General features: G+C 72.4%; 23 protein-coding genes. 12 read left to right on the forward strand and 11 right to left on the reverse strand.

The features are described from left to right. Positions 1-110 precede the first annotated feature (110 nt). The 6 genes from ACFVYR_RS26255 to ACFVYR_RS26280 all read right to left on the reverse strand — a co-directional run bounded on the left by ACFVYR_RS26255 (position 111) and on the right by ACFVYR_RS26280 (position 5,949). Complete coding sequence (locus ACFVYR_RS26255; protein ID WP_384255645.1) at positions 111-1,427, reverse strand: hypothetical protein; 1,317 nt, start codon at positions 1,425-1,427, stop codon at positions 111-113. A 62-nt stretch (positions 1,428-1,489) separates the two neighbouring features. After that, positions 1,490-2,647, reverse strand: coding sequence for a hypothetical protein (locus tag ACFVYR_RS26260; RefSeq protein ID WP_384255642.1), 1,158 nt, complete (start codon positions 2,645-2,647; stop codon positions 1,490-1,492). Between the two features lie 65 nt (positions 2,648-2,712). Further along, entirely contained in the window at positions 2,713-3,765 is a 1,053-nt protein-coding gene (locus ACFVYR_RS26265; RefSeq protein WP_384255630.1) for a hypothetical protein, read from the reverse strand. Between the two features lie 57 nt (positions 3,766-3,822). After that, on the reverse strand, positions 3,823-4,575 hold the full coding sequence (locus ACFVYR_RS26270) for an LPXTG cell wall anchor domain-containing protein (RefSeq protein WP_384255628.1): 753 nt from the start codon (positions 4,573-4,575) through the stop codon (positions 3,823-3,825). Positions 4,576-4,820: 245 nt separating this feature from the next. Next, positions 4,821-5,330, reverse strand: a complete 510-nt coding sequence (locus ACFVYR_RS26275) for an ATP-binding protein (protein ID WP_384255626.1) — start codon at positions 5,328-5,330, stop codon at positions 4,821-4,823. Between the two features lie 250 nt (positions 5,331-5,580). Further along, the gene (locus ACFVYR_RS26280) at positions 5,581-5,949 is read right to left on the reverse strand and encodes an STAS domain-containing protein (protein WP_384255623.1); all 369 of its coding nucleotides are present in this window, start codon (positions 5,947-5,949) and stop codon (positions 5,581-5,583) included. Positions 5,950-6,196: 247 nt separating this feature from the next. Here ACFVYR_RS26280 and ACFVYR_RS26285 point away from each other — a divergent pair, with 247 nt between their 5' ends. Next, entirely contained in the window at positions 6,197-7,135 is a 939-nt protein-coding gene (locus ACFVYR_RS26285) for an RNA polymerase sigma factor SigF (RefSeq protein WP_384255640.1), read from the forward strand. A 121-nt stretch (positions 7,136-7,256) separates the two neighbouring features. Here the strand turns inward: ACFVYR_RS26285 and ACFVYR_RS26290 are convergent, their stop codons facing one another. Further along, positions 7,257-7,997 carry an ABC transporter permease gene (locus ACFVYR_RS26290; RefSeq protein WP_384255621.1) on the reverse strand — a complete coding sequence of 247 codons (741 nt, stop codon included), beginning with the start codon at positions 7,995-7,997 and terminating at the stop codon, positions 7,257-7,259. Between the two features lies 1 nt (position 7,998). Beyond that, the gene (locus ACFVYR_RS26295; protein ID WP_384255619.1) at positions 7,999-8,925 is read right to left on the reverse strand and encodes an ABC transporter ATP-binding protein; all 927 of its coding nucleotides are present in this window, start codon (positions 8,923-8,925) and stop codon (positions 7,999-8,001) included. 246 nt (positions 8,926-9,171) lie between these two features. Between ACFVYR_RS26295 and ACFVYR_RS26300 the strand changes: the two genes are divergently transcribed. The 9 genes from ACFVYR_RS26300 to ACFVYR_RS26340 all read left to right on the forward strand — a co-directional run bounded on the left by ACFVYR_RS26300 (position 9,172) and on the right by ACFVYR_RS26340 (position 17,455). Further along, positions 9,172-9,342 (forward strand): hypothetical protein, encoded by a 171-nt coding sequence (locus ACFVYR_RS26300; protein WP_157877838.1) that lies wholly within the window; start codon positions 9,172-9,174, stop codon positions 9,340-9,342. Between the two features lie 76 nt (positions 9,343-9,418). Next, a complete protein-coding gene (locus ACFVYR_RS26305) occupies positions 9,419-10,012 on the forward strand; it encodes a VOC family protein (RefSeq protein ID WP_384255616.1) in 594 nt (197 codons plus the stop codon). Positions 10,013-10,039: 27 nt separating this feature from the next. Further along, complete coding sequence (locus ACFVYR_RS26310) at positions 10,040-10,966, forward strand: SagB/ThcOx family dehydrogenase (protein ID WP_384255613.1); 927 nt, start codon at positions 10,040-10,042, stop codon at positions 10,964-10,966. After that, positions 10,963-12,234 carry a coproporphyrinogen-III oxidase family protein gene (locus ACFVYR_RS26315; RefSeq protein WP_384255610.1) on the forward strand — a complete coding sequence of 424 codons (1,272 nt, stop codon included), beginning with the start codon at positions 10,963-10,965 and terminating at the stop codon, positions 12,232-12,234. Before ACFVYR_RS26310 ends, ACFVYR_RS26315 begins: the two co-directional genes overlap by 4 nt. Positions 12,235-12,255: 21 nt before the next feature. Beyond that, entirely contained in the window at positions 12,256-13,296 is a 1,041-nt protein-coding gene (locus ACFVYR_RS26320; RefSeq protein WP_384255608.1) for a TOMM precursor leader peptide-binding protein, read from the forward strand. After that, the gene (locus tag ACFVYR_RS26325) at positions 13,289-14,644 is read left to right on the forward strand and encodes a YcaO-like family protein (RefSeq protein WP_384255606.1); all 1,356 of its coding nucleotides are present in this window, start codon (positions 13,289-13,291) and stop codon (positions 14,642-14,644) included. The genes ACFVYR_RS26320 and ACFVYR_RS26325 overlap by 8 nt, the downstream gene beginning before the upstream one ends. Further along, positions 14,622-15,506 carry a CPBP family intramembrane glutamic endopeptidase gene (locus ACFVYR_RS26330; RefSeq protein ID WP_384255603.1) on the forward strand — a complete coding sequence of 295 codons (885 nt, stop codon included), beginning with the start codon at positions 14,622-14,624 and terminating at the stop codon, positions 15,504-15,506. Before ACFVYR_RS26325 ends, ACFVYR_RS26330 begins: the two co-directional genes overlap by 23 nt. After that, complete coding sequence (locus ACFVYR_RS26335; protein ID WP_384255601.1) at positions 15,503-16,315, forward strand: type II CAAX prenyl endopeptidase Rce1 family protein; 813 nt, start codon at positions 15,503-15,505, stop codon at positions 16,313-16,315. Before ACFVYR_RS26330 ends, ACFVYR_RS26335 begins: the two co-directional genes overlap by 4 nt. Before the next feature lie 84 nt (positions 16,316-16,399). Beyond that, complete coding sequence (locus ACFVYR_RS26340; RefSeq protein WP_384255598.1) at positions 16,400-17,455, forward strand: LLM class flavin-dependent oxidoreductase; 1,056 nt, start codon at positions 16,400-16,402, stop codon at positions 17,453-17,455. An 82-nt stretch (positions 17,456-17,537) separates the two neighbouring features. Here the strand turns inward: ACFVYR_RS26340 and ACFVYR_RS26345 are convergent, their stop codons facing one another. Both ACFVYR_RS26345 and ACFVYR_RS26350 read right to left on the reverse strand, forming a co-directional pair. Further along, the gene (locus ACFVYR_RS26345; protein ID WP_384255596.1) at positions 17,538-18,176 is read right to left on the reverse strand and encodes a response regulator; all 639 of its coding nucleotides are present in this window, start codon (positions 18,174-18,176) and stop codon (positions 17,538-17,540) included. 356 nt (positions 18,177-18,532) lie between these two features. Beyond that, the gene (locus ACFVYR_RS26350; RefSeq protein ID WP_384255594.1) at positions 18,533-18,910 is read right to left on the reverse strand and encodes an ATP-binding protein; all 378 of its coding nucleotides are present in this window, start codon (positions 18,908-18,910) and stop codon (positions 18,533-18,535) included. Between the two features lie 115 nt (positions 18,911-19,025). On the opposite strand from ACFVYR_RS26350, the gene ACFVYR_RS26355 reads away from it, so the two are divergent. Further along, complete coding sequence (locus ACFVYR_RS26355; protein WP_384255592.1) at positions 19,026-19,877, forward strand: helix-turn-helix domain-containing protein; 852 nt, start codon at positions 19,026-19,028, stop codon at positions 19,875-19,877. A 1-nt stretch (position 19,878) separates the two neighbouring features. After that, entirely contained in the window at positions 19,879-20,229 is a 351-nt protein-coding gene (locus ACFVYR_RS26360) for a DUF397 domain-containing protein (protein WP_384255590.1), read from the forward strand. 64 nt (positions 20,230-20,293) lie between these two features. Here the strand turns inward: ACFVYR_RS26360 and hutI are convergent, their stop codons facing one another. Then, the gene (gene hutI / locus ACFVYR_RS26365) at positions 20,294-21,475 is read right to left on the reverse strand and encodes an imidazolonepropionase (RefSeq protein ID WP_384255588.1); all 1,182 of its coding nucleotides are present in this window, start codon (positions 21,473-21,475) and stop codon (positions 20,294-20,296) included. Positions 21,476-21,669 lie beyond the last annotated feature (194 nt).

Genomic DNA, 21,669 nt, shown 5'->3' on the forward strand with positions numbered 1-21,669 from the left:
GGGGGTCGCCCGCGCCGCCCCCCCCCCCCCGGCGGGGCCCCACCCGCCGGCCCCCCTAGGGGCGCGGGGAACTGCGCGGCCAGCCACGTACTACCCGCACCCGCCAAGCGCTAGCGAAGCGTGCCCCGGCGCCTGGGGAGGAACGTGAAGACCGCGCCTCCCAGGAGGATCACCGTGCCGGCGACCAGGCCGAGCGCACGGAGCGCGCCGTCGTGCTCGGCGCCGGTCTCCGCGAGGCCGCCACCGGACGCGGAACCGCCACCCGACGTGGAACCGCCACTGGACGTGGAACCGCCACCCGTGGTCGAGCTACCCGTGGTCGAGCCACCCGCGGCGGAGCCGCCCGGTTGCGCCGCCGTGTCCAGTTCCAGGGAGACCTCGCTCTTGGTCGGCGTGCACGTCGTCGTCGTGCCCAGCGCCTTCACCGTCAGGACGCCCGGCGAAAGCGTCGACTTCCCGTCCGCGCCCGGCTTGTACGTGCCGGTCAGGTCGGGGATCGTCATCGGGTCACCGGACTTGATGGGCGCCTTGTTGGTCGGGCCCTCGACATGCACCGTCCCCTTGTCCGCGCCGCCCAGCGCGACCTCCATCGACGGCTTCACGGAGTCCGCGGGGATGTCCGCCGGGCTATCCATCACCGCCTTCTTGAACTGCACCGTCAGGCCGTAACTCCCGCCGTTCTTCTTGGCGTTGATCTGGACCGGCGACGTCGCCTCCTTGTCGCCGATGGGCGTCTTGCACTTGTACGGGGTCTGGACCTCCTTGCCGGGGAAGTCGGTCTGCCCACCACCACCACCGGACGTACCACCACCGGACGTACCGCCACCGCTGGACGTACCGCCACCGCTGGACGTGCCGCCGCCGGAGGCACCCGCGGACGTACCCCCGGAGGACCCGGCGGTACCGCCCGAGCCACCGCCCGAGCCACCCGAACTCCCCCCGCCCGCCGTCACCTTGATCGTCACGCCCGGCTTCACCTGCTCCTCGGGCTTGCACTTCGTGTCGGTCGAGATCGGCTTGCTGACGTTGATGTCGTACGCGTCCGGCGTCAGCGTCACCTCGCCCGGCGCCGTCAGCTTCAGCTTGCCCTTCATGTCGGACAGGAGCATCGGGCTGTTCTTCTTGATGGGCGGGTTGACGCGCTCACCCGCCACCGCGAGGTCTCCGCTCTGCCCGCCCGTCACCTTGATCGTGCCCGTCGGCTTCACCGTGTCCTTGTCGAGATCGAGGACGTCGGGGTTGTTGGACGCGGCCTGCGTCGTCTTCCACACGATGTCGACCTCGTCGCCGACCTTCGCCGTGGCAGGCGCGGTGATCTCCGCCTTGGTCGTGCCGTGCACGGGCGGCAGGCCGGAGATCGACGGGGGTATGCATTCGGTCTTGTAGGCGACTTCGGCGGCCCGGGCGGGGCCGGCGGACAGCAGCATGCCGCCCGCTCCGCCCAGCAGGAGCGCGACCGAGGCCGCGCCCGCTCTCCGTCGATGCGTGATCACGTGGTTCCCTTCGTCGGACTGTTGTCGGACGGTGCGGAGAGCCGGCCCGCGGGTGCGCCGGGGTCTGTGTCGGGGGTGAACCAGGGCAGCGCGGCGGTCGTCGGCTCCCCCGCGCCGGGACCGGTGGCGGGGCCGGGGGCGGGGGCGCTCGTGCCGGGGCTGCCTGGCTGCCGCGTACGGGCCCGCCGGTCCGCCTCCACCGCCCCCTGCGGGAGCCTCAACCGCGGCAGCCGCCGGGCGAGTTCGGCCAGCCGCCCGGTGCGGTGGCGTCCCGTGTGCGAGCCGCGGCGCCGGTTCGGGCGGAGCCGGTCGACGAGCACCATGCCGACGCGGAAGACGGCCGCGGGCACCACGACGCAGAGCAGGATCCAGAAGACCGTCACGCCCCAGGGGCGGCCCACCCCCCACGGCTGCTCGGCCAGCACCCTCCCGCCGAACTTGAGCGAGACCAGGTAGTCGCCGTGCGTGCCCGCCGAGAGCTCCACCGGCAGCTCGATCCGCGCCTTCTCGCCGGGCGCGATGGTGCCGCGCCACTGCTGCTCCTCCCACTGCGGGGCGAACACGCCGTGGGAGGTGCCGACCTGGAATACCGGGTCCTTGACGGGGGCCTGGCCGACGTTGCCCACGGTGAATGCGAGCTTGCGCTGCGGCGGGGCGCCGAACCAGGTCAGGACCCCGCTTGAGCCTTCGAGGCCGGTGTCCGTCAGAACGGTGAGCCTGCCGCCGCCCGCCTGCTCGGGCAGCGCCTTCACGGGATGCCCCGCGACCTTCAGTACGGCGTCGACCTGCTGCTTCTCCCCCGTCACCGTCGCGACGTGGACGACGCAGGGGCAGGGCTCGGGCGGCTCAGCCACGGGCAGCTTCCTGCGGAAGGCACCGTCCGCGTCCGTGGTGACGGCCCGTCCTTCGGAATTGGCACAGGAGTTGGTGCCGCCGACGACACCCCTGCCCGGCTCGGACCGACCGCAGACGAGCATCATCAGGAGGGCGTCGGGCCGCCACCCCGCGCCCCTGACGGTGACGGAGCCGCCCTTGCCCGCCTGGGACGCCGAGAGCCGCACGGTGGGCGCGGGCCTGTCGTCGGCGGCGGACGCGGACGCGGAGGCCTGCGTCGGCAGCAGCGCGAAGCCGAGCACGGCGAGCACGGCGAGCAGCGCCAGCAGGGCCGGACCGACCCGCCCGCTGTGCCCGGCCTGCCCGGCCTGCCTCTTCTTCCCGTTCACAGTCCCTCTCCCGTCCCCGCTCGGGCCATCTCCCGCGTACCGTCCGTACCGTCCGCGCCCCCGCTGTTCTCCCGGTCGGTCACCGGCCCGGACTCCTGAAGGCGCCGCCTCCGTCCACGTACGAGGGCGATCACCGCGCCCGCGACGCCGAGCATCAGCGCGCCCCCGCCCGCCACCGCACCCCACGGCACGAAACGGGCCGACGCCGTGGCGCTGTCGCGGGCGCCGCCCGATGCCGTGACCGTCAGCTCGACGTCGACCGCGTCGAGCGCGGGAGCATCCCGCCACGGCTCGGTCAGGGAGACCCGGCGGCCGGGCATCAGCTCGACCGGCAGTGTGCGTGCGGGGCGGTCGATGAGCGTGCCGAAGACACCGTCGGCGTGCACCGCGAGCTTGGGGGTCAGCACGGTGTTGCCGCGGTTGACCAGGTCGTACGTGACGCGTCCTGCGTCACCGTCGACCTTGACGCGCTCCACGGTGAGCGCCGGGAGCGTCGGTCCGCCGACCCTCAGGTGTACGCGCACGCCCACCGTGCGGCCGCCGCCGCTCACGACGATCGCGCCCGGGTGGTCGCCGGGCAGCGCGTCGGCCGGGACGGTGACCGTGAACGGCACCTCGGCGCGGGTCCGCGGCGGCACCTTCACCCGCCGTTCCGCGAAGGTGAGCCACGCCCCGGTCTCCTTCGGCCTGCCCTTGGCCGGGGTGATGGAGACCGCCCCGGAACCGGTGTTGTCCGCGTCGGCGCCCCGCAGGGTGACGGTGCGGGGTTCCGGGCCGGGGTTGGTGACGGACAGGGTGTCCTGGAGCACCGTGCCGGGGGCGCCCTCCGCGTAGAAGGCGGGCCGCCCGTCCTTCGCGGGGCGCGCGCCGCCGCCGCTGCCCGTGGAGGGTGCGACGGACCACTGCGCGGAGCCGCCGCCGTCCGCGAGCGCGGGGGCCGCGGCCGTCGTCACCAGGGCGGCGGCACACAGTACGGCCCCCGCTGTGGCCCGCACCGCGGCCCGTGCTCCGGCCCGTGCTGAGGACGGCATGGGCGGCTTCGGCGGCATCGGCGGCTCCCTGATCTCCTCGCGTGAACCCGTGTCTTCCGGCCGGCGCTGCCCGGTCTACCGCGAACGCGCCGCCTGGTTCCTGCGGGTCAGCCAGAGCGTGCCTGCCGCGCCGGCGAGCAGGACGGTGCCGCCGAGCGTGCCGAGTGCGACGGCGGAGTCCGCGGGGCCGGTCTGCGGGAGCTCGCCGCCGGAGGGGGCGCTGTTCGAGTCGCCCGAGGTGCCGGAGCCGCCGGTCGAGCCACCCGTCGTACCACCGGATCCGGAGTCGGAACCGCCCGAGCCGCCGGAGCCGCCGGAGCCCTTGACGTCCAGTTCGAGGGACGGCTTCGGGCTGTTGGACGGCGTGCACGTCGTGGTCGTGCCGAGTGCCTTGATCGTGAGGACCCCGGCGGTGAAGGTGACCTTGCCGCTCTTCTTCGGCGTGTACGTGCCCGACAGGTCACTGATCTTGATGGGGGTGTTGGCGGGGATCGCCGCGGAGTTCGGCGCGCCGGAGACCGGCACGTTGCCGCTGTCGGCCCCGCCCACCTTGATCACCGCGCTCGGCTTCATCGCGCCCTTGCCGAGCTCCACGGGGCTGGAGGAGACGCCCTTCTGGAAGGACATGGTGAGCTTGTAGGCGCTGCCGCTCTTGACGCTCTTGATGTCGATCGGCGAGACGGCGCCCTTGTTGCCGATGGGCGTCTTGCACTGGTAGTTGACGTCCTGGACGGTGGCCTGCGCGGCGGGGGCGGCCAGCAGCACCGCTGAGCCGCCGGCCAGGGCGGCGGCAAGCGCGAGCGCGGCCGACTTCTTCGTGTGCGACACCTCGTTGTCCCCTCATGCCGGTCGTGGCGTGCCGCGGTGCGGAGTTGCCTGTGTTGCTGACGGCACATCAGATTGGGCGCTCAAGGTACGCCCGGGGCCTTGTCGAGGGAAGACAAAGGACGCGCCGGATCCGTAGTGATCCGGCGCGTGTGCGAACCGCGGGTAACGGCGGCGTGTGCGCGGCGTGAAACCGGGCGTGGCTGTGGTGTGCGGCCCGAGGGCGGGCGACCGCCGCATACGAGGGACTAGGCCGGCGCCCCCAGCTCCGCCCATACCGTCTTGCCCGCGACCCCGGGGGTCCGGACGACGCCCCAGTCCAGACAGAGTCGCTGGACGATGAACATGCCGTGCCCGCCGGGCCGCCCCGCGCGGTGCGGGGTGCGCGGCGCGGGCTGGCCCGTGCCGCGGTCGGTGACCTCGATACGCAGCACCTTGCCGTCGCTGGAGAGCCAGAGCTCGTCCGGCCCCTCGGCGTGCAGGCAGGCGTTGGTGACCAGCTCGGAGACGACGAGGAGGACGTCCTCGGCCGCGGCGCGCCGGTCGGCGCCTTCCGCGGGCAGCCAGCCCCAGGCGTGCAGCGCCTCACGGGTGTAGTCGCGGGCAAGTGGCACGATGCCGCTCGCGCCGTCCAGGCTCAGCCTGCGGACCTGGCGGCCCGCGGGCGTTCCGGAGACCCGGTCCGCAGGAGCTTCCGCGACCACGGCCTCGGGCTCCGGGCCGCGGTCGCCCGGCGAGTAAGGCCGGGTGGTGCTCATCAGCGCTTCACCTCACCGACAAGAGGGCTGAGGACTCTGGAGAAGTAGAGAACTCTGGGCGAGTAGGGGACATCGGCTGCTTGCCGTTCTGACTGTTGACGTGAGGTCCGTTGTCGACGGATCCAGGTCTCTCCTGCCCGGACGAACCGTGAGAACACCCACTTGTTCGGCGCGGTCCTTGTGACGCTGGTAACGCCTTGATCACGCAGAGACAACTGCCGCGTAACTTTCGCGCGTGACCTTCACGGACTCACTCACCGAGCGCTTCCTCGAGCGTTTCGTGGACCGTGAAGACGGCCTCAGCGCCGGTGATCTCGAAGACCCTGGCCACCACCGGCTGCATCCCGGCCAGGTGGACCCCGCCGCCCGCGGCCTCCGCCTTGAGGCGCGCGCCGAGCAGGACGTTGAGCCCGGTGGAGTCACAGAACTCAAGACCCGAGCAGTCGACGACAAGTCGCGCGTACCCATCTTCCAGGCACTTCTCGAGTGGTTCGCGCAACACATCGGCGGTGTGGTGATCCAGCTCACCCGCCGGGGTCACGACGGCACTCGTGCCCGTCTTTCGCACTTCGACCAGAAGCCGGCCCCTGTGCGTACTGCCGACCGTCCCGCGGTCCATCGTCACTCTCTCCGACCGTCGTGGCTGTTGATGACGCCCTTGAACATTACGCCCTCGCCGCCGTCCGGGGTACCCGAACATCCCCCCGAATTCGGACATTTCGGCGCAGAACGCACTTGCGACTGACGCGCGGAAGCGGGTAGGGGTAGTAGAGACAGCAATCGACACGGACGGCTTTGGAGGCGCCGCACACCGCAGTGCACGTATTGGCATCGGCAGCCATATGCCGAGAACGATGGAGGACACCATGTCACCCCGGCTCGACGAATCGCATACTGACCAGGCGACGTCGACACTCCCGCCGCACCGCTCCGCAACCGCGATCCCGGGCCCCGCCCACGAAGCCCTGCCCGCCCCGGACGCCGTGGAAGAACTCCACGACCTTTCCGGGCTGCCCGAGATCCCGCCGTACGACGAGGTGGGGCCGCTGGACGCGAGGGCCCTGTCCAAGACCCTCTTCGAGCGCTTCGAGTCGCTCGAGGAAGGCACACACGAACACGCGTACGTCCGCAACACCCTGGTCGAGCTGAATCTCGCCCTCGTGAAGTTCGCGGCCTCCCGGTTCCGCTCCCGCAGCGAGCCGATGGAGGACATCATCCAGGTCGGCACGATCGGCCTCATCAAGGCCATCGACCGTTTCGAACTCAGCCGCGGTGTGGAATTCCCCACGTTCGCGATGCCGACGATCGTCGGTGAGATCAAGCGCTTCTTCCGCGACACCAGCTGGTCGGTGCGGGTCCCGCGCCGCCTGCAGGAGCTCCGACTGGACCTCGCCAAGGCGGGCGACGAGCTCGCCCAGCAGTTCGATCGCGCCCCTACGGTGGGCGAGCTCGCCGAGCGCCTGGGCATCTCCAACGACGAGGTCGTCGAGGGGATGGCCGCGTCCAACGCCTACACGGCCAGCTCGCTGGACGCGCAGCCCGAGGAGGACGACTCCGAAGGCGCGCTCGCGGACCGCATCGGCTACGAGGACCACGGCCTCGAGGGCATCGAGTACATCGAGTCGCTGAAGCCGCTGATCGCCGAACTGCCGCCGCGCGACCGGAAGATCCTCTCGCTGCGCTTCGTCGCCAACATGACGCAGTCCGAGATCGGCGAGGAGCTCGGCATCTCCCAGATGCACGTCTCGCGCCTGCTCTCGCGCACCCTCGTCAAGCTCCGCAAGGGACTGACGGTCGAGGAGTGAAGCGGCGCCGCCGCTTCGCCGCGCCGCGCCCGAACGGCTTGCCGTGCTCGAACGGCTCTGTGGGGCCCGCCTGTTGAAACAGGCGGGCCCCTCATCGTTCCCCTGCCCCCGCGGCTCGACCTCACACCCGGGCGAGCACCGCCGCCCGCGAACGGCTCAGGACCAGGGCGCCGAGTACCGCGCCCCAGCAGACGAGGACCAGGAGCGGGCGCAGCCATGGCGTGCCCGCGCCGCCGGGGGTGACGGCCGCGGCCAACTGGTCGAGGCAGTGCGTCGGGAGGTAGTCGGCGGCCCGGCGCAGGCCCGTGGGGAAGTCGTCGAGCGGGAACCAGAGGCCGCCGAGCAGCGCCAGCGGGAAGAACACGCCGAGGCAGGTGAACTGCGCGGCCTCACCCACCGCGAGGAGGCCGACGGCCAGCCCCGCGACCACGAACACGACGCTGGCCCCCCAGATGACGGCGAGGGCGGCGAGCCAGTCGGCGGCGGGCATCGACACGTCGTTGACCGACGCGCCGAGGGCGAAGACCACCACGGTCGCGGGCAGGGTGGCGAGCCACGCGGTGAGGGCCTTGGCGCCCAGGTAGGCGCGGCCCGAGAGCGGGGTCAGGAGGATCTGCCGGGCCCAGCCCTCGCCCCGTTCCGCGCCGAGCCGGATGCCCGCGCCGTTCAGCGCCCCGAAGAACGCGCCGGACACCGACATGGAGAGCATGTAGTCGCGGGCGAAGTGCGGGCTGTCCGAGATGGCGTCGGACGCGACGACGGTGAACATCAGGTAGAAGCCCGCGGAGAACAGCACGGAGAAGGTGAGGAAGTAGCCGCTGCGGATGAGGCACAGGGTGTCCAGCTTCGCGTAACGCAGCACGTCAGCGCTCCTCTTCGAGCAGGGAGGCGACGGCGTCCTCCAGGGACGCCGACGTGAGGGCGACGCGGCGGGGCACGGTTCCGGCCGCGCCGCCGGCCTTGGCGTAGAGCGCGGCGAGCGTCGCGTCGCTGTCGGCGGTCGTCAGGACGTGCGTGCCGTCGTCGTGCTTCTCGGCGGTGCGCACTCCGGGCAGGCCGCGCAGCATCCCGTCGGGCAGCGGCTCGTCCGTGCGGAAGGAGATGCGGCTCTCGGTGAAGGCCGAGCGCAGCGCGGCGACCGTGCCGTCCGCGACGATCCGTCCCGCCCTGAGCACCACGACGCGGTCGGCGAACCGCTCGGCCTCGTGCAGGTAGTGGGTGGTGAAGAGGACCGTCGCGCCGTTCCTGGCGCGTTCGTCGAGGATCTCCCAGAAGCGGGCGCGGGCCGCCACGTCGAGGGCGACGGTGGGCTCGTCGAGGAAGAGCAGCCGCGGCAGCCCCGCGAGGGCGAGTCCGAGGCGCAGGCGCTGCCGCTCGCCGCCCGACAGCTGCGTCACCTGCCGCTTGCGCAGTTCCCCGAGGCCGCACTCGGCCAGCACCTCATCGGCGCTGCGCCGGGCGTACAACCGGGTGACCAGGGTGAGGAGTTCGCCGACGCGGACGTTGCGCATCAGGCCCGACTCCTGGAGCATCGCGCCGAGTTCGCCCGCCGCGAGCGCGGGGCCCGGCGGGCCGCCGAGCACCTCGACGGTGCCCGCGCTCGGCCGCAGCAGGCCCAGCATGACGTGGGTCAGCGTCGTCTTGCCCGCGCCGTTGGCGCCGAGCAGCGCCACCCGCTCGCCGCGCCGTATGTCGAGGCCGACCCCGGACAGGGCCCGTACCCGGTCTCCGCCGCGCCGCCGGATGACGTCGACATCGCGTACGCGCACCAGAGCATCTGCCGCCGCCATCCTCGCCCCTCGCCCTGTTCCGACGTTCCGACGTCCCGAGCTGCGCCAGAGTAGCAGTAGATCGTTTATACAAAAGGCGCGGAATCGATTTCCCATGACATTTGTCATCGGTAATTGATGACGCACCCTCTGGAATCCTCCGTTGACAGGCGAGCTCTCCGCTTCCAATACTTTGGGAACTTGTGCGGAACAATCCCCATTCGCGTTCCGCGCTTCTCCGATAAATGATCCGGGAGGTGAATTCACTTGAAGATCGAGAGCGTGATCGTTGTCGAGCACCGCAGTTCGGCCCTGCAGCCGGGCCTGGTGTCCGCAGCCGACGGTGCCGCCTTCGGTGTCGTGGTGCCCGGGGCGTCCTCCTGCTGCGCAGGCTGTACGTCCACGTCCTGCGGGGCCGTGGTGCGCCCGCTGGCGTGAGCGACAAGGGGTGCCGGGCGCACGGGTCCGGCCCGGCACCTCCAGGGGCGCCCCGTTCGCCGCAGGAAGGAGAGAGATGATTCCCAAACCCGTCATCATCAATGTGCCCGTCGACGACGTCGACGCCGGAATCGAGTTCTACGAGGGGTTTCTCGGGCTCCGGCTCGCCCGCTCGCTCTCGCCCGACCAGATATCTTTCCACGCGCCGGTGTCGAGCGACGGGATACTCCTCACCGTCAATAAGCGGAATTTCCCCGGCGAGGGCGTGACGGTGATGTTCGCCGTCGAGGACATCGACGCCGCGCTCGCGTCCTGGACCGCGGCGGGCGGTACCGTCGTCGCCGGTCCGTACGACCTTCCCCTCCCCCGCAGAATTCGCGACGAGTTCCGCGACCAATTCCGGGACAGCCCCTTCTACCGGGGTGAGGCGGGCGATTCGATGGGCCGGGGCGCGAGCCTGCACGACGCCGAGGGCAACCGCATGGGGATCGTCGAGCTCAGCGAGTGGGCGCACGCGACGTTCGCCCTCGGCGCGTACGCGAACCCGGTGAGCGAGGAGCAGTTGAAGGACCAGTCCATCGCGCTCGCCCGGCGGGTGCCCGCCACCACCGAGATGTTCGACACCGAGACGGTCGGCGCAGCAGGCGACCGGGACGACCGGGACGGCTGAGCGGCACCGGTCAGGAGGGCCCACCGCATGAACGAGGATTCCGGTCTCACCCAGTTCAGCCTCGGCATCAACGCCTATCGCGTCCTGGCGCCCGAGTCACGGGCGGTGGGCGTACGCACGCACCAGCTCAGGTTCGACAATCTCGGCGCCGAACCGGCCGCGGCGTCCGGCAGCCGGGTCGCCGAGGAGTTCCTGACGGCCAGCCGGCTGCGGGCGCACGACCGCGAGGGCGTCCTGTCCGCGTCGGACTACTTCGGCGACGCCATGGTCACCACGCTCGCCCAGCTCGACGACGACCCGGTCGCCACCCACCAGCGCACCGAGCTGCCCGCCTCCGTCGCGGCCACGATGGAGCTCGGCGAGGCCCTGATGCGGCGGCGCAGCGTACGCCGCTACAGCGGGGATCCCGTCACCGCGGCCGAGCTCGCGACCGTACTGCGGCTCGCCGACGGGCTCACCGCGGAGGCCGACGTGGAGCTCCTGCGCGGCGGCCACGAGACGTTCCGCTTCCGTACCGCGCCGAGCGGGGGCGGCCTGTTCCCCCTCGCCCTGCACGTCGTCGCGCTCGACGTGAGCGGCCTGGACGTGGGCGTCTACCGCTACCAGCCGGTCCGCGACGTGCTGGTCAGGGAGGACGGCCAGGCCGGCGTCGACCGCATCCTCGACGCCTTCACCACCCCGGGCACCGCGATCGCCTTCGACACCGCGGCGGCGCTCGTGCTGCTCGTCGCGAGCCCCTGGCGGAGCATGCGCAAGTACGGGCCGCGGGGCCTGCGTTTCGTGCTGCACGAGGCCGGCGCCATCGCGCAGAACATGCATCTCGCGGTGACCTCGCTCGGCCTGGGCTCGACCGACTGCGCCAGCTTCGTCGACGACGAGCTGCACGCAGCGCTCGGCATCGACGGGGTGCTGCGGGCGGCCGTGCACTCGGTGGTCCTGGGGAGGCTGGAGTGAACGGCGACGTCGGGGCGGGCGGCGCGGAAGGGCCCGGCGCGGGCCGGGACCTCCTCGTATACCTGCACATTCCGTTCTGCCGTTCCAAGTGCCACTTCTGCGACTGGGTGACGGAGGTGCCCACCGCCGAGCTGCTGCTCAAGGAGACCGACCAGCCGCGGCTGCGCTACATCGACGCGCTCTGCCACGAACTCGCCGAGCGAGGAGCCGCGTTGGCCGCCGCCGGCTACCGGCCGAACATCCTCTACTGGGGCGGTGGCACCGCCTCCATCCTCACCCTGGAGGAGATCGCCAAGGTGGCCGCGGCGCTGCACGAGGCGTTCCCGCTCCGCGCCGGGCTGCGCGAGGCGACGATCGAGTGCAGCCCCGAGACCCTCGACCCCGAGAAGCTCGCGGCCTTCCGCGAGGTCGGCTTCACCCGGCTGAGCAGCGGCGTGCAGTCCTTCGACGACGCGCGGCTGCGCACCCTGGGCCGCAGCCACGACGCGGGCCAGGCCCGGCGCATCGTCCAGGAGGCGGCCGACGCGGGGTTCGACGACATCAGCATCGACCTGATCACCGGCTTCCCCGGCCAGCCGCCCGCCGAGACCCGCGACGCCGTACGCACCGCCCTCGACCTGCCTCTCACCCATGTCGCGCTGTACCCCTACCGGCCCGCGCACGGCACCGTGATGCGCCGCCAACTGGGGCGCGGCAACCGGCACATCGACCGCGACGAGCAGAAGCGCGGGTACGCCGTGGGCGCCGAACTCCTCGTCGACGCGGGCTTCCCGCAGTACGCGATGAGCCACTTCGGGACGCCGGACCACCTCTGCCACAGCGACCTCGCCTACTTCCAGCTCCGCTCCGACTGGGCCGGCTTCGGCTCGGGCGCCACCTCGGTGCTCGGCGGCCGCTACCTCTCGCACGCCCGCGGGCGCCTCCTGGACTACAACCGCGACCCGCTCGCCTTCGAGGAGGAGTACGCGCTCGCCTCCGCCGCCATCGCGCCCCGCCTGCTCTACCAGTCCCTCACGACGTACGAGGGCGCGCGCCGGGAGTGGTGGGAGCGGCGCACCGGGCGCCCGTTCGACGAGGTGATGGACCAGCGGGCCTGCCGCACCCTCCTGGACTTCTTCGCCTCCGTCACCACCGTGGTGCGCGACGAGGACGGCCTCCGGCTGCCTCCCGGCGACATCGCCGACGCCTTCATCGAGCTGCAGTACCTGAACGCGCCCCGGCAGGGGCGCACCGATCTGTCCGTGACTGCCGCCGCACTCATGGGCTGACCCGACCGGGAGGAGAAGTCCGTGTCCACGCGACGTACCAGCCGCACCGTGCGCATCAAGTCCGTCTACTCGGTGGTCCCGCACGACCGCGACACGGTGGAACTGCGCTCCGGCGTATGGAATCCGCAGTCCATCACGCTCGTCGACCACAGCGGCGCGGGCCGCCTCAGCACCCTCGTCGGCGGGCTCGACGGCACCAGGGACCGGGCCGGACTCGCCAAGGAGGCGGGCGTCACCCGCACCGAACTGGAAGCGCTCATCGACCACTTGGACCAGCTCGCCGTCCTGGAGCACGGCCCGTCCACGGCGCTCGACGCGTACGTGGACCGCACGGCGGGCGGACGCGTCGAGCAGGCCACGCTGCCCGCCGTACGGGTCCTGGGCGGCGCGGCGGCGGCGCAGGTCGCCGGGCTGCTCGGCGCCCACGAGGAGCTCACCGTCTCCATGCCCGGCGAACACGCCGAACAGCTGCGGCTGCTGGACCAGTGCCCGCTCGACGTCCTGGAGGACGGCCTCGCCTTCGAGCGGTTCGTGGAGCGGTTCGAGGACTGGCGGGGCTGCCTCCTCGTCCACGTCGGCGACGCGGTGCACCCGCTGCGCCTCGCCGTCCTGAACCGGGTCGCGCTCGCGCTCGGCACCCCCTGGATCCAGGCGGCGCTGGACGGCCCGATGCTCCTGGTCGGCCCGACGTTCGTGCCCGACAGCACGGCCTGCTTCACCTGCTTCGAGACCCGCGTGGTGATGAACCTGCGCGAGGGCGCCGCCTACCAGCGCTACAAGCAGGCCCTGGCCGCGTCCGACGGTCCCGGCGCCGAGCACGGCGACGGCGGCACCGGCGTGCTGTCCTCGCTGCTCGCCTCGCACACCGCACTCGAAGCGCTGAACATGGCGGTCACCGGCATGACCAGCACGGTCGGCAAGGTCCTCGGCGTCTACCTGCCTTCGATGGAGATGGTCTACTCCGAAGTGCTCAGGCTGCCTGGCTGCCCGTCCTGCGGCGCGGTGCCCGAACGCGACGGCACCGAGGTCTACTTCGACGTCAGGCGGTGGATCGATGCCTGAGCTGCGCACCGCCTCGGGCCTGCGCCTGGTCGAGCCGCCCGACGTGCAGACCAGGCGCCTGCGCCGCCGCATGCACGCACCGCTGTGCGGGCTCATGCCCCAGCTCGGCTTCCTCACCCGCCCCCGGTACGCGCCCCGCCTGATGGTCTCCGGCGGCGACCTCACCGGCGTACACGTCCTGCGCGGACAGCCGCGCCCGAAGCTGGGCAGCTACCACATCGGCGGCTACGGGGTCCGCCCGTACGAGTCGCACATCCGCACCCTGGGTGAGGTCGTGGAGCGCTACGCCGGGTACGTCGCCGCCGTGAGCGGGGCGTTCCCGGTCCGGTTCGCGACCGAGGCCGAACTCGCCGGCGAACCGCACTTCCCGGTCGGCTCCTACCTCCCGTACACCAAAGAGCAGTTGGCCACCGAAGGGTTCCCCTTCCGCCGCCCGCGCCCCGCCGACCCGCTCGGCTGGAGCCGCTTCACCTGCCTGCGCGACGGCACGGACACCTGGGTGCCCGCCCAGCTCACCACGGTCGGCTACGTGATCCGCGACGCCGAGGGAGAGCCCTGGGTGCAGCCCGCCGTCACCACCGGCACCGCCGCGCACACCGACCCGCACAAGGCGGCGCTCGGCGCGCTCCAGGAGATGGTGCAGATCGACGCGGCCGTCGGGCACTGGTACGGCGGGACCAGGTCGGTGCGCATCCGGCCCGGCGCGCGCTGCGCCGCGCTGTTCCGCCTCGTCGCCCGGCACTGCCATCCCCTGGGCGGGCAGCCCGAGTTCCACCTGCTGCCCAGCGCCGACCTGCCCGGCTTCACCGTCGCCTGTCTGATCCGCGAGCCGGGCGGCCAGATCCCCGCGGTCGCCGTCGGCCTCGGCGCCGACGTGTCCCTGGAGCCCGCCATGTACAAGGCGTTCCTGGAGGGCGTCGGTGTGCGGGCGCTCGCGACCTGGACGAGCGTCCAGGACCACGCGGCGGGCGTGGCCCCCGGCGACGAGGCGATCTTCGACCTGGAGAGCAACGTCGTCCTCGCCGCGTCCCCCAAGGGCGCCCGCGTGGTCGAGGCGCGCTACGGCGACTGCGAGGAGGCGGGCGCCGACGACCTGCCGCCGGACCCGGGCTCCCCCGACCCCGAGACGTCCGTACGCACCCTCATCCGCGCCTTCCACGACACCGGCAAACGCCTCTACTGCGGCGATCTGACCACCGTAGACGCCGCCGACCTCGGCTTCGTCGTCGCCCGGTTCTGGAGCCCCGACCTGCTCACGCTCCCGCTGCCCAGCGCCCCGACGGCGGCGCATCCCCGGTTCTCGGCCTACGGAGGGTTCCAGCGGCATGTCCCTCATCCGTTCCCCTGAACTGATCCGCTCCGCTGAACTGATCCGCTCCCCGGAGCTGACCGGTGCCGTTCCGGCCGATACGCGTCCGCTGCTCGCCGCCACCGTGGTCGTCCTCGGCCTCGCGTCGATGACCGTCGCCTCCCACCTGCACACCCGCTGGGCGGGCCTGCGCCGCCTCCCGATGCTCGGCCTGCACCTGGGGGTGTGCGCGCTGGCCGTGTCGGGGGGCGCCGCACTGCTCGGGACCGGCGTGCTGCAGCCCGTGCGGGACGCCGGCTGGGCGGGGCTCGCGGCGGGTCTGCTGCTCGGCCCGCTCGTCGGGTACGCGGCCACGGGCGCCGACCGGTCCGTGACGCGGTGGTGGGGACGGCGCGCCGGGCACTCCGTACGGGACAACCGGCCGGTGGCGCTGCGCTCGGGGCACGCGCGGCCCGCCGGGGTCGCCGTCGGGGGCGCCGCCGCGGCCGGGCGGCGCACCGGACTCATCGAGGCGCGCAACGACTTCGCGCCGACCTCGGCGGACCTGCGGGTACGGCTGCCGCTGCTGCTCGCGGTGGCGGTGGCGGAGGAACTGGTCTACCGGGGCGCCCTGTTGGGCCTCGCGCTGCGGGCGGGCCCGGTGGTCGTCGTGGTCGCCGCGGTCCTCGGCGTCCAGTTCGTCTTCGCCGTCTCCCACGTGTTCTTCGGCTGGGGCCAGGTCCTCTCCAAGCTGCCGCTCGCCGCGCTGTGCACGGCGGCCGTGCTGCTCACCGGAACGGTCCTGCCCGCCGTCATCGGCCACGCCCTCTTCAACACCCTGGTCTGGCGCTACCACCGGGCGCGCCCCTCGGCGGCCCGCCCCGCCCGACCCGCCGCCTCGGCCTGGGGGACGACGCGATGAGTACGCCGCTGCGCGTCCTCGTCCTGGTCTCGGTCGTGGTCGTCTACTACTGGCTCGGCAAGGCCGTGCTGTTCCGCGCCGTGCGGCACCTGGCGGCCGTGACCCGGCTCGGCCCGGCGCGCTGGGGCACCGCCCAGCGCGCGGACGTCTTCGAACTGGCGGCGGCGGGGGCGAGCCACGTCGTCGTGGTGGCGGCGCTCCTCGCGGTGACCGGCATCCCGCCCGGCATGGTCGTCAGTGGCCTCGCCCGGCCCGAACTCCTCGGCCTCGGCGCGCTCCTGGGCGTCGGCGAACTGGCCATCGGCTCCCTGATCTGCCGGGCGCTGATCGAGGTGAGGCTGGCGCGGGGGGCCGGGGCGCGACCGGCTCCTGTCCCGGCGGGCGTGGCGGCCCACTCGGCCGTGGCCGTCCGTCCGCGGGCCAGGGAGGACCACGGCCTCTCCCTGCGCTCCTGGCTCGGGCGCTCGCGCGGCGGCTGGATCCGCCACCACCTCACCGCGTTGAAGGTGCTGCCGCTGTGGGCGGCCCTCGGCCTCACCGGGGTCCAGGTCGCCTCGGAGGAACTGGTGTTCCGCGGCATCGCGCTGACCTGGCTGCGCGACGCGGGCCCCGCGGTCGCGCTCTCCACCTCCGTCGTGCTGTTCGTCGTCATGCAGGCGTTCTTCATGTCCTCCTGGCAGGGCGCGATGTTCCCCGTCGTGGGCGGCGTCGTGATGGGGGTCGTGCACGGCCTGGTGTTCTGGGCGGTGCCGGAGGTGGCGCCGCTGGTCGTGGCGCACGTCGTGTTCTTCGTGTTCGCCGTCATCTGACGTGTGCCGTCATCGGGCGCGTGCCGTCATCGTGTGCGCGCCGTCATTCACCGCGTGGAGTGAGAAGGGTCAGGTACATCCGCCATGGAGCACGGTCTGTCGTTCCTTCCCGATGCCGAACCCCGCGGGCTGCCCGCGCCGGAGTACTTCCGGACGCTGCTCGACCTCAGCCGGTACGCCGACGAGGCCGGGCTCAGCCATGTGAAGATCACCGAGCACTATCTGCGCGCGTACGGCGGCTACTGTCCGAGCCCGCTGGCGTTCCTGGCGAGCGTCGCCGCCGTCACCACCCGGATCCGCCTGATGACCGGCTGCGTCCTGCCCGTCTTCCACCACCCGATCCAGCTCGCCTCGGAGACGGCGATGGTGGACGCGCTCAGCGGGGGACGGCTCGACGTCGGGTTCGCGCGCGCGTACCTGCCGTACGAGTTCGAGGCGTTCGGCGTGCCCATGGACGGCAGCCGCGAACGGTTCGTCGCCACGGTGGACGCCGTCCGGCGCCTGTGGACCGAGGAGAAGGTCGCCACCGACACGCCGTTCTTCCGGTTCGCCGACGCGACGGCGCTGCCCCGCCCGGTGCAGTCCCCGCACCCGCCGACCTGGATCGCGGCGGTCCGCTCCCGTTCGAGCTTCGCCTGGGCGGGCGAAGAGGGCCACGGACTGCTCGTCACCCCGGCGCTGACCCCGCTGGAGGAGATGGCCGACCACATCGCGGTGTACCGGGAGAGCTTCGAGCAGGCCGGGCACCCCGGCGGGCGCTCACGCGTCCTCGCGTCCCTGCCGCTGTACGTCGGCGAGGACGACCGCGCGGCCTTCACGACGGCGGACCCGCTGCTCGCCCACTACCTGCGGGTGTGGGCCGAGTCGGCCGACGCGTGGACGTCGACGGTGTCCACGGACTACCGCGGCTATACGGGGATGAGCCGGGCGATCCGCGCGATGACCCCCGAGTCGTTCCGCACGCTCGGCGGCGCGGTCGTGGGCGGCGCGCACCGGGTCACGGACCGCATCCACCAGATCGCCGACATCCTCGACGTGGACGGCTTCCTGTGGCAGGTGGACTTCGGGGCGGTGGGCGGGGCGGTGGCGCGGGGGTGTGTGGAGCGGTTCTGCGGGGAGGTGTTGCCTGAACTCGGGTGAGGGGGTGGGGGCGGGGGCAACGATCCCTGCCCGGCGCCCCCCGCTACACCTTCTCCCCGTCGCCTCGAGGGCGGACAGGCTCTCAGATCCAGCCGAGCCGGGCGGCAGCGGCGGCGGCCTCGTGACGGTTGCGGGCGCCGGTCTTGGTGATCGCCCGGGACAGATAGTTGCGTACCGTGCCGGGAGACAGCGAGACGGCGGCCGCCACCTCGGCCACCGTCGCCAACCGCCGCGAGACGCCGAGGACTTCGCACTCCCTCGGCGTGAGGGGACATCGCTCGGTGAGCAGGGCGCGTACGGACAGCTCCGGATCGAGCACGCACTCCCCGGCCATGACCCGCCGGATCACCTCCCGCAGCCCCGTGACCGACACGGCCTTGGTGACGAAGCCGCGCGTCCCGGCCGCCACCGCCCTGCGCAGCTGCGCCACGTCGCCCGCCGTGGTCAGGACGATGCAGCGGGCGCAGGGGCAGCGTCTGCGCAGGGCCGCCACGGTCTCCAGGGCGTTCTCGGTCCGCTCCAGGTCGACCAGGACGACGTCGGGCGTGAGCCGGGCGGCCTCGCGCACCACATCGGTCCTGGCCCCGGCGCCGCCGACCAGACGCAGCCCCGGTTCCTGCTGCAGAAGGCGGGTGAAGGCCTTCCGGTCGAGCGTGTCGTCCTCCGTCACCAGCACGGTGACCTCGCGGTGCCGGGTCCTCACGACGTTGTCGGTCCCCACTCCGTGCCTCCCCCGTAAGACATGCGTGGACGTCCTTTCCAGGCTGCCATGCCCTACCGGCCATGCACCCCATGTGATTCCGGCCAAGGCCGGGCGTCCCAGCCACCCCAGACCTTCACACCGGGCCCAGGCCGCGGCCGCGGGCGGACGCCGGCCGTGGAAGCGGGGGGCGTCCCCGGCGGCGGCGCCGACCCCCCGGTGGCCTGCACGCATACACGCACCCCCGCCGCGCACGGAGCACGGCCCGAGCCGCCCGGCACCCCCGGCGGAGCCCCTGCCCCGCCTCACCCGCGACCCGGACCATTTCCGCCACCCGACGTGCCCCGCCCCGAAGCCGGAAGGAGCCGGTCACGCCCTCACCCCTCCTCCAACTCGCACCACACGGTCTTGCTGTCGGGCCCTTGCTCCACGCCCCACCGCAGCGACACGGCGTCGAGCAGGGCCAGGCCGCGGCCCGTCTCGTCGTCGCCGCCGGCGCGTCGGAGCAGGGGCCAGGCGCGGGGATCGGGATCGGTGACGGCCACGCGGATCCGACTCCGCGTCCCGGTGAGGCGGACGGTCACGGGGGTGCCCTCGCCGAGGTGCCGGATCACGTTGCTGAGCAACTCACTGACGCAGAGCTGTACGTCGGGGTGCGGGCCGTAGGGGTGCCCGCTCAGGGTGTGGCGAAGCTCGGGGACCGCCTTGGGGACGGCGAGGAGTGCGAGTTCGAAGTCGGGGGCGGGGTCTCTCATCGCGGGGTACACCCTTCCGTGCTCTCTGTGATGGTTCAGTCACACAGTGGCGTGGGGTGGCGTAGCGTGACAGGGGTTTGAGCTCCACTGCGCGAAGTGTGGAAGGCGGTCAACTGTGGCGGCACGCAAGGACATCGACGGCTCGGCGAGTGTCCCCGCCTTCTACGGCAAGGAGCTGCGCTGGAAACGCGAGGCGGCGGGCCGCACGCTCCAGGAGACCGTGGAGGGCAGCTACTTCGGGGCGTCGTACCTGAGCGAGATCGAGCGGGGCGAGCGGCGGATGCCGGTGGAACTGGCTCGGCATGTGGATCAGCTGCTGGGGACGGACGGCTTCTTCGAGCGGCGGTGCGGGGACGTGCGGAAGGCGCGGCAGGGCGCGCATGCGGAGTACTTTGCGCAGGTTGCGGAGGCGGAGCCACGGGCGAGGCTCATCGAGGAGTGGAACAACACCCTCATCCCCGGGTTGCTGCAAACCACGGCGTACGCGCGAGCGGTCATCCACTCCACGCATCCGCTGGACCTCCCGAAGGAGGTCGACGCCAAGATCAACGCGCGGTTGCAGCGGGCCAAGCTCTTCGACGACCCGAAGAAACCGGAGTACTGGACGATCCTGCACGAGTCCCTGTTGCGTGAGCCGATCATCCCGGCGGAGGAGATGGCCGAACAGCTGGACCGCATCGCGGCGTTGGCGAAGCGACGCCGCATCGTTCCACAGATCCTCCTGTGGAACGCTCCGACCCGGCCGTTCATGGGGCTGTCGCTCATGTTCATGGAGTTCGACGACGCGCCTCCCCTCATGTACACGGAGGGCCCGTATCACGGCCAGTGCGTTGACGATCCGGCCCTCGTGAAGCCGTACCGGAAGGCATACGATCGGCTCAGGGCCGCCGCACTGCCGCCGGAGGCGTCCCTCGCCATGATCGAGGATGCGGCTGAGGATTACCGAAATGGCAAGCCACGAGATTGACTTGAGCACCGCTGTGTGGCGCAAGAGCAGCCACAGCAACGGAGACGGCGGCAACTGCGTCGAGGTAGCCGAACACTTCCCCGGCGCCGCCCGCTGGCGCAAGAGCAGCTACAGCAACGGGGACGGCGGCGACTGCGTCGAGGTAGCCGAACACTTCCCCGGCGCCGCCCGCTGGCGCAAGAGCAGCCACAGCAACGGGGATGGCGGCGAATGCGTCGAGGTAGCCGACTGCCTCCCCGGCATCGTCCCCGTCCGCGACTCCAAGGTCACGGGCAGCCCCGTCCTCGTCGTCCCGGCGACCGCATGGGCCCCCTTCGTCGCCGCCGTCAGCCGCGGCGAACTGCCCGCCTGACGGAGAGCAAGGGGCCACCCGCGAAGGTGGCCCCCGCTGACGGCCTCTCTCGTTGAGCGATGAATCACCTATCCGATTTGACTCGCGTACCTCCACGCCACACCTCGCCGACCAGCGGCACCCCCGGCCGGTACGCCAGGTGGACGTGGCTCGGGGCATCCAGGAGGGCGAGGTCGGCGCGCGCGCCCTCGCGGAGTACGCCGATGTCGTCGCGGCGCAGGGCCGCCGCGCCGCCCGCCGTGGCGGACCAGATCGCCTCGTCGGGGGTCATGCCCATGTCCCGTACCGCCAGGGCGATGCAGAAGGGGACCGAGGAGGTGAAGGACGAGCCGGGGTTGCAGTCCGTGGAGAGGGCCACCGTCGCGCCCGCGTCCAGGAGGCGGCGGGCGTCCGGCCACTCGGCGCGGGTCGAGAATTCCGCGCCGGGCAGGAGCGTCGCGACCGTGTCGCCCTGGGCCAGGGCGTCGACGTCCGCGTCGGTGAGGTGGGTGCAGTGGTCGGCCGATGCGGCGTCCAGTTCTACGGCCAGTTGGACGCCGGGGCCGTACGAGAGCTGGTTCGCGTGGATGCGGGGGTGCAGGCCCTTCGCCTTGCCCGCCGTCAGGATCGCGCGCGCCTGGTCGCCGTCGAACGCGCCCTTCTCGCAGAACACGTCGATCCAGCGGGCGTGGGGCGCGCAGGCGTCCAGCATCTCGCCGGTGACGAGGTCCACGTAGGCCGCCGGGTCCTCCGCGTACTCCGGGGAGACGATGTGCGCGCCGAGGAACGTGACCTCCTCGGTGTGGCGGGCCGCGATGCGCAGGGCGCGGGACTCGTCCTCCGTGGTCAGGCCGTAGCCCGACTTCGTCTCGAAGGTGGTCGTGCCCTGGCGGAGCGCCTCGCGGAGGTAGTGCGTGACGTTCGCCTCCAGCTCCGCGTCGGTCGCGGCGCGGGTCGCCGCCACCGTCGTACGGATGCCGCCCGCCGAGTAGGCGCGGCCCGACATGCGGGCGTTGAACTCCTGGGTGCGGTCGCCCGCGAAGACGAGGTGGGAGTGGGAGTCGACGAAGCCGGGGATGGCGGCTCGGCCCTGTGCGTCGTGGGTCTGGTCCGCCGCGGGGGCCTCGGCGGCCGGGCCCACCCAGGCGATCTTCTCGCCGTCCAGGACGACGGCGGCGTCCGTGAGGAGGCCGATGGGGGTGCCGTCTCCCTGCGCGGGGTCGTTGGTGACGAGGCTGGCGATGTTGGTGATGAGGGTGGTGGTCATGGGGTCCTCTGCGGGTTGGTGGGGGCGGGCGTCGTGCCTCCGGCGGTTCCTTCCCCGATCCCGCCCCTTCCCGAGAATTCCGGCTCCGCCGACCGGGGTGGCCGTCGATCACCGGCTTCGCCGAGTTCGTCCTCAATCGCCGGACGGGCTGAAGACTCCGCCCCTGGGCAAGGGAGAGCGGGGTCAGGGGCGGG

The sequence above is a fragment of the Streptomyces sp. NPDC058284 genome, assembly GCF_042881135.1.
Lineage (GTDB): Bacteria > Actinomycetota > Actinomycetes > Streptomycetales > Streptomycetaceae > Streptomyces.

Excerpts from the sequence above, each read along its gene's own strand:
- ACFVYR_RS26265 (WP_384255630.1), bottom strand. The coding sequence starts at position 3,765 with ATGCCGCCGAAGCCGCCCATGCCGTCCTCAGCACGGGCCGGAGCACGG.
- ACFVYR_RS26280 (WP_384255623.1), bottom strand. The coding sequence starts at position 5,949 with ATGGACCGCGGGACGGTCGGCAGTACGCACAGGGGCCGGCTTCTGGTC.
- ACFVYR_RS26350 (WP_384255594.1), bottom strand. The coding sequence starts at position 18,910 with ATGAGAGACCCCGCCCCCGACTTCGAACTCGCACTCCTCGCCGTCCCC.
- ACFVYR_RS26305 (WP_384255616.1), top strand. The coding sequence starts at position 9,419 with ATGATTCCCAAACCCGTCATCATCAATGTGCCCGTCGACGACGTCGAC.
- ACFVYR_RS26330 (WP_384255603.1), top strand. The coding sequence starts at position 14,622 with ATGTCCCTCATCCGTTCCCCTGAACTGATCCGCTCCGCTGAACTGATC.
- ACFVYR_RS26340 (WP_384255598.1), top strand. The coding sequence starts at position 16,400 with ATGGAGCACGGTCTGTCGTTCCTTCCCGATGCCGAACCCCGCGGGCTG.
- ACFVYR_RS26275 (WP_384255626.1), bottom strand. The coding sequence starts at position 5,330 with ATGAGCACCACCCGGCCTTACTCGCCGGGCGACCGCGGCCCGGAGCCC.
- ACFVYR_RS26325 (WP_384255606.1), top strand. The coding sequence starts at position 13,289 with ATGCCTGAGCTGCGCACCGCCTCGGGCCTGCGCCTGGTCGAGCCGCCC.
- hutI (WP_384255588.1), bottom strand. The coding sequence starts at position 21,475 with ATGACCACCACCCTCATCACCAACATCGCCAGCCTCGTCACCAACGAC.
- ACFVYR_RS26285 (WP_384255640.1), top strand. The coding sequence starts at position 6,197 with ATGTCACCCCGGCTCGACGAATCGCATACTGACCAGGCGACGTCGACA.
- ACFVYR_RS26335 (WP_384255601.1), top strand. The coding sequence starts at position 15,503 with ATGAGTACGCCGCTGCGCGTCCTCGTCCTGGTCTCGGTCGTGGTCGTC.
- ACFVYR_RS26310 (WP_384255613.1), top strand. The coding sequence starts at position 10,040 with ATGAACGAGGATTCCGGTCTCACCCAGTTCAGCCTCGGCATCAACGCC.
- ACFVYR_RS26255 (WP_384255645.1), bottom strand. The coding sequence starts at position 1,427 with ATGCTGCTGTCCGCCGGCCCCGCCCGGGCCGCCGAAGTCGCCTACAAG.
- ACFVYR_RS26295 (WP_384255619.1), bottom strand. The coding sequence starts at position 8,925 with ATGGCGGCGGCAGATGCTCTGGTGCGCGTACGCGATGTCGACGTCATC.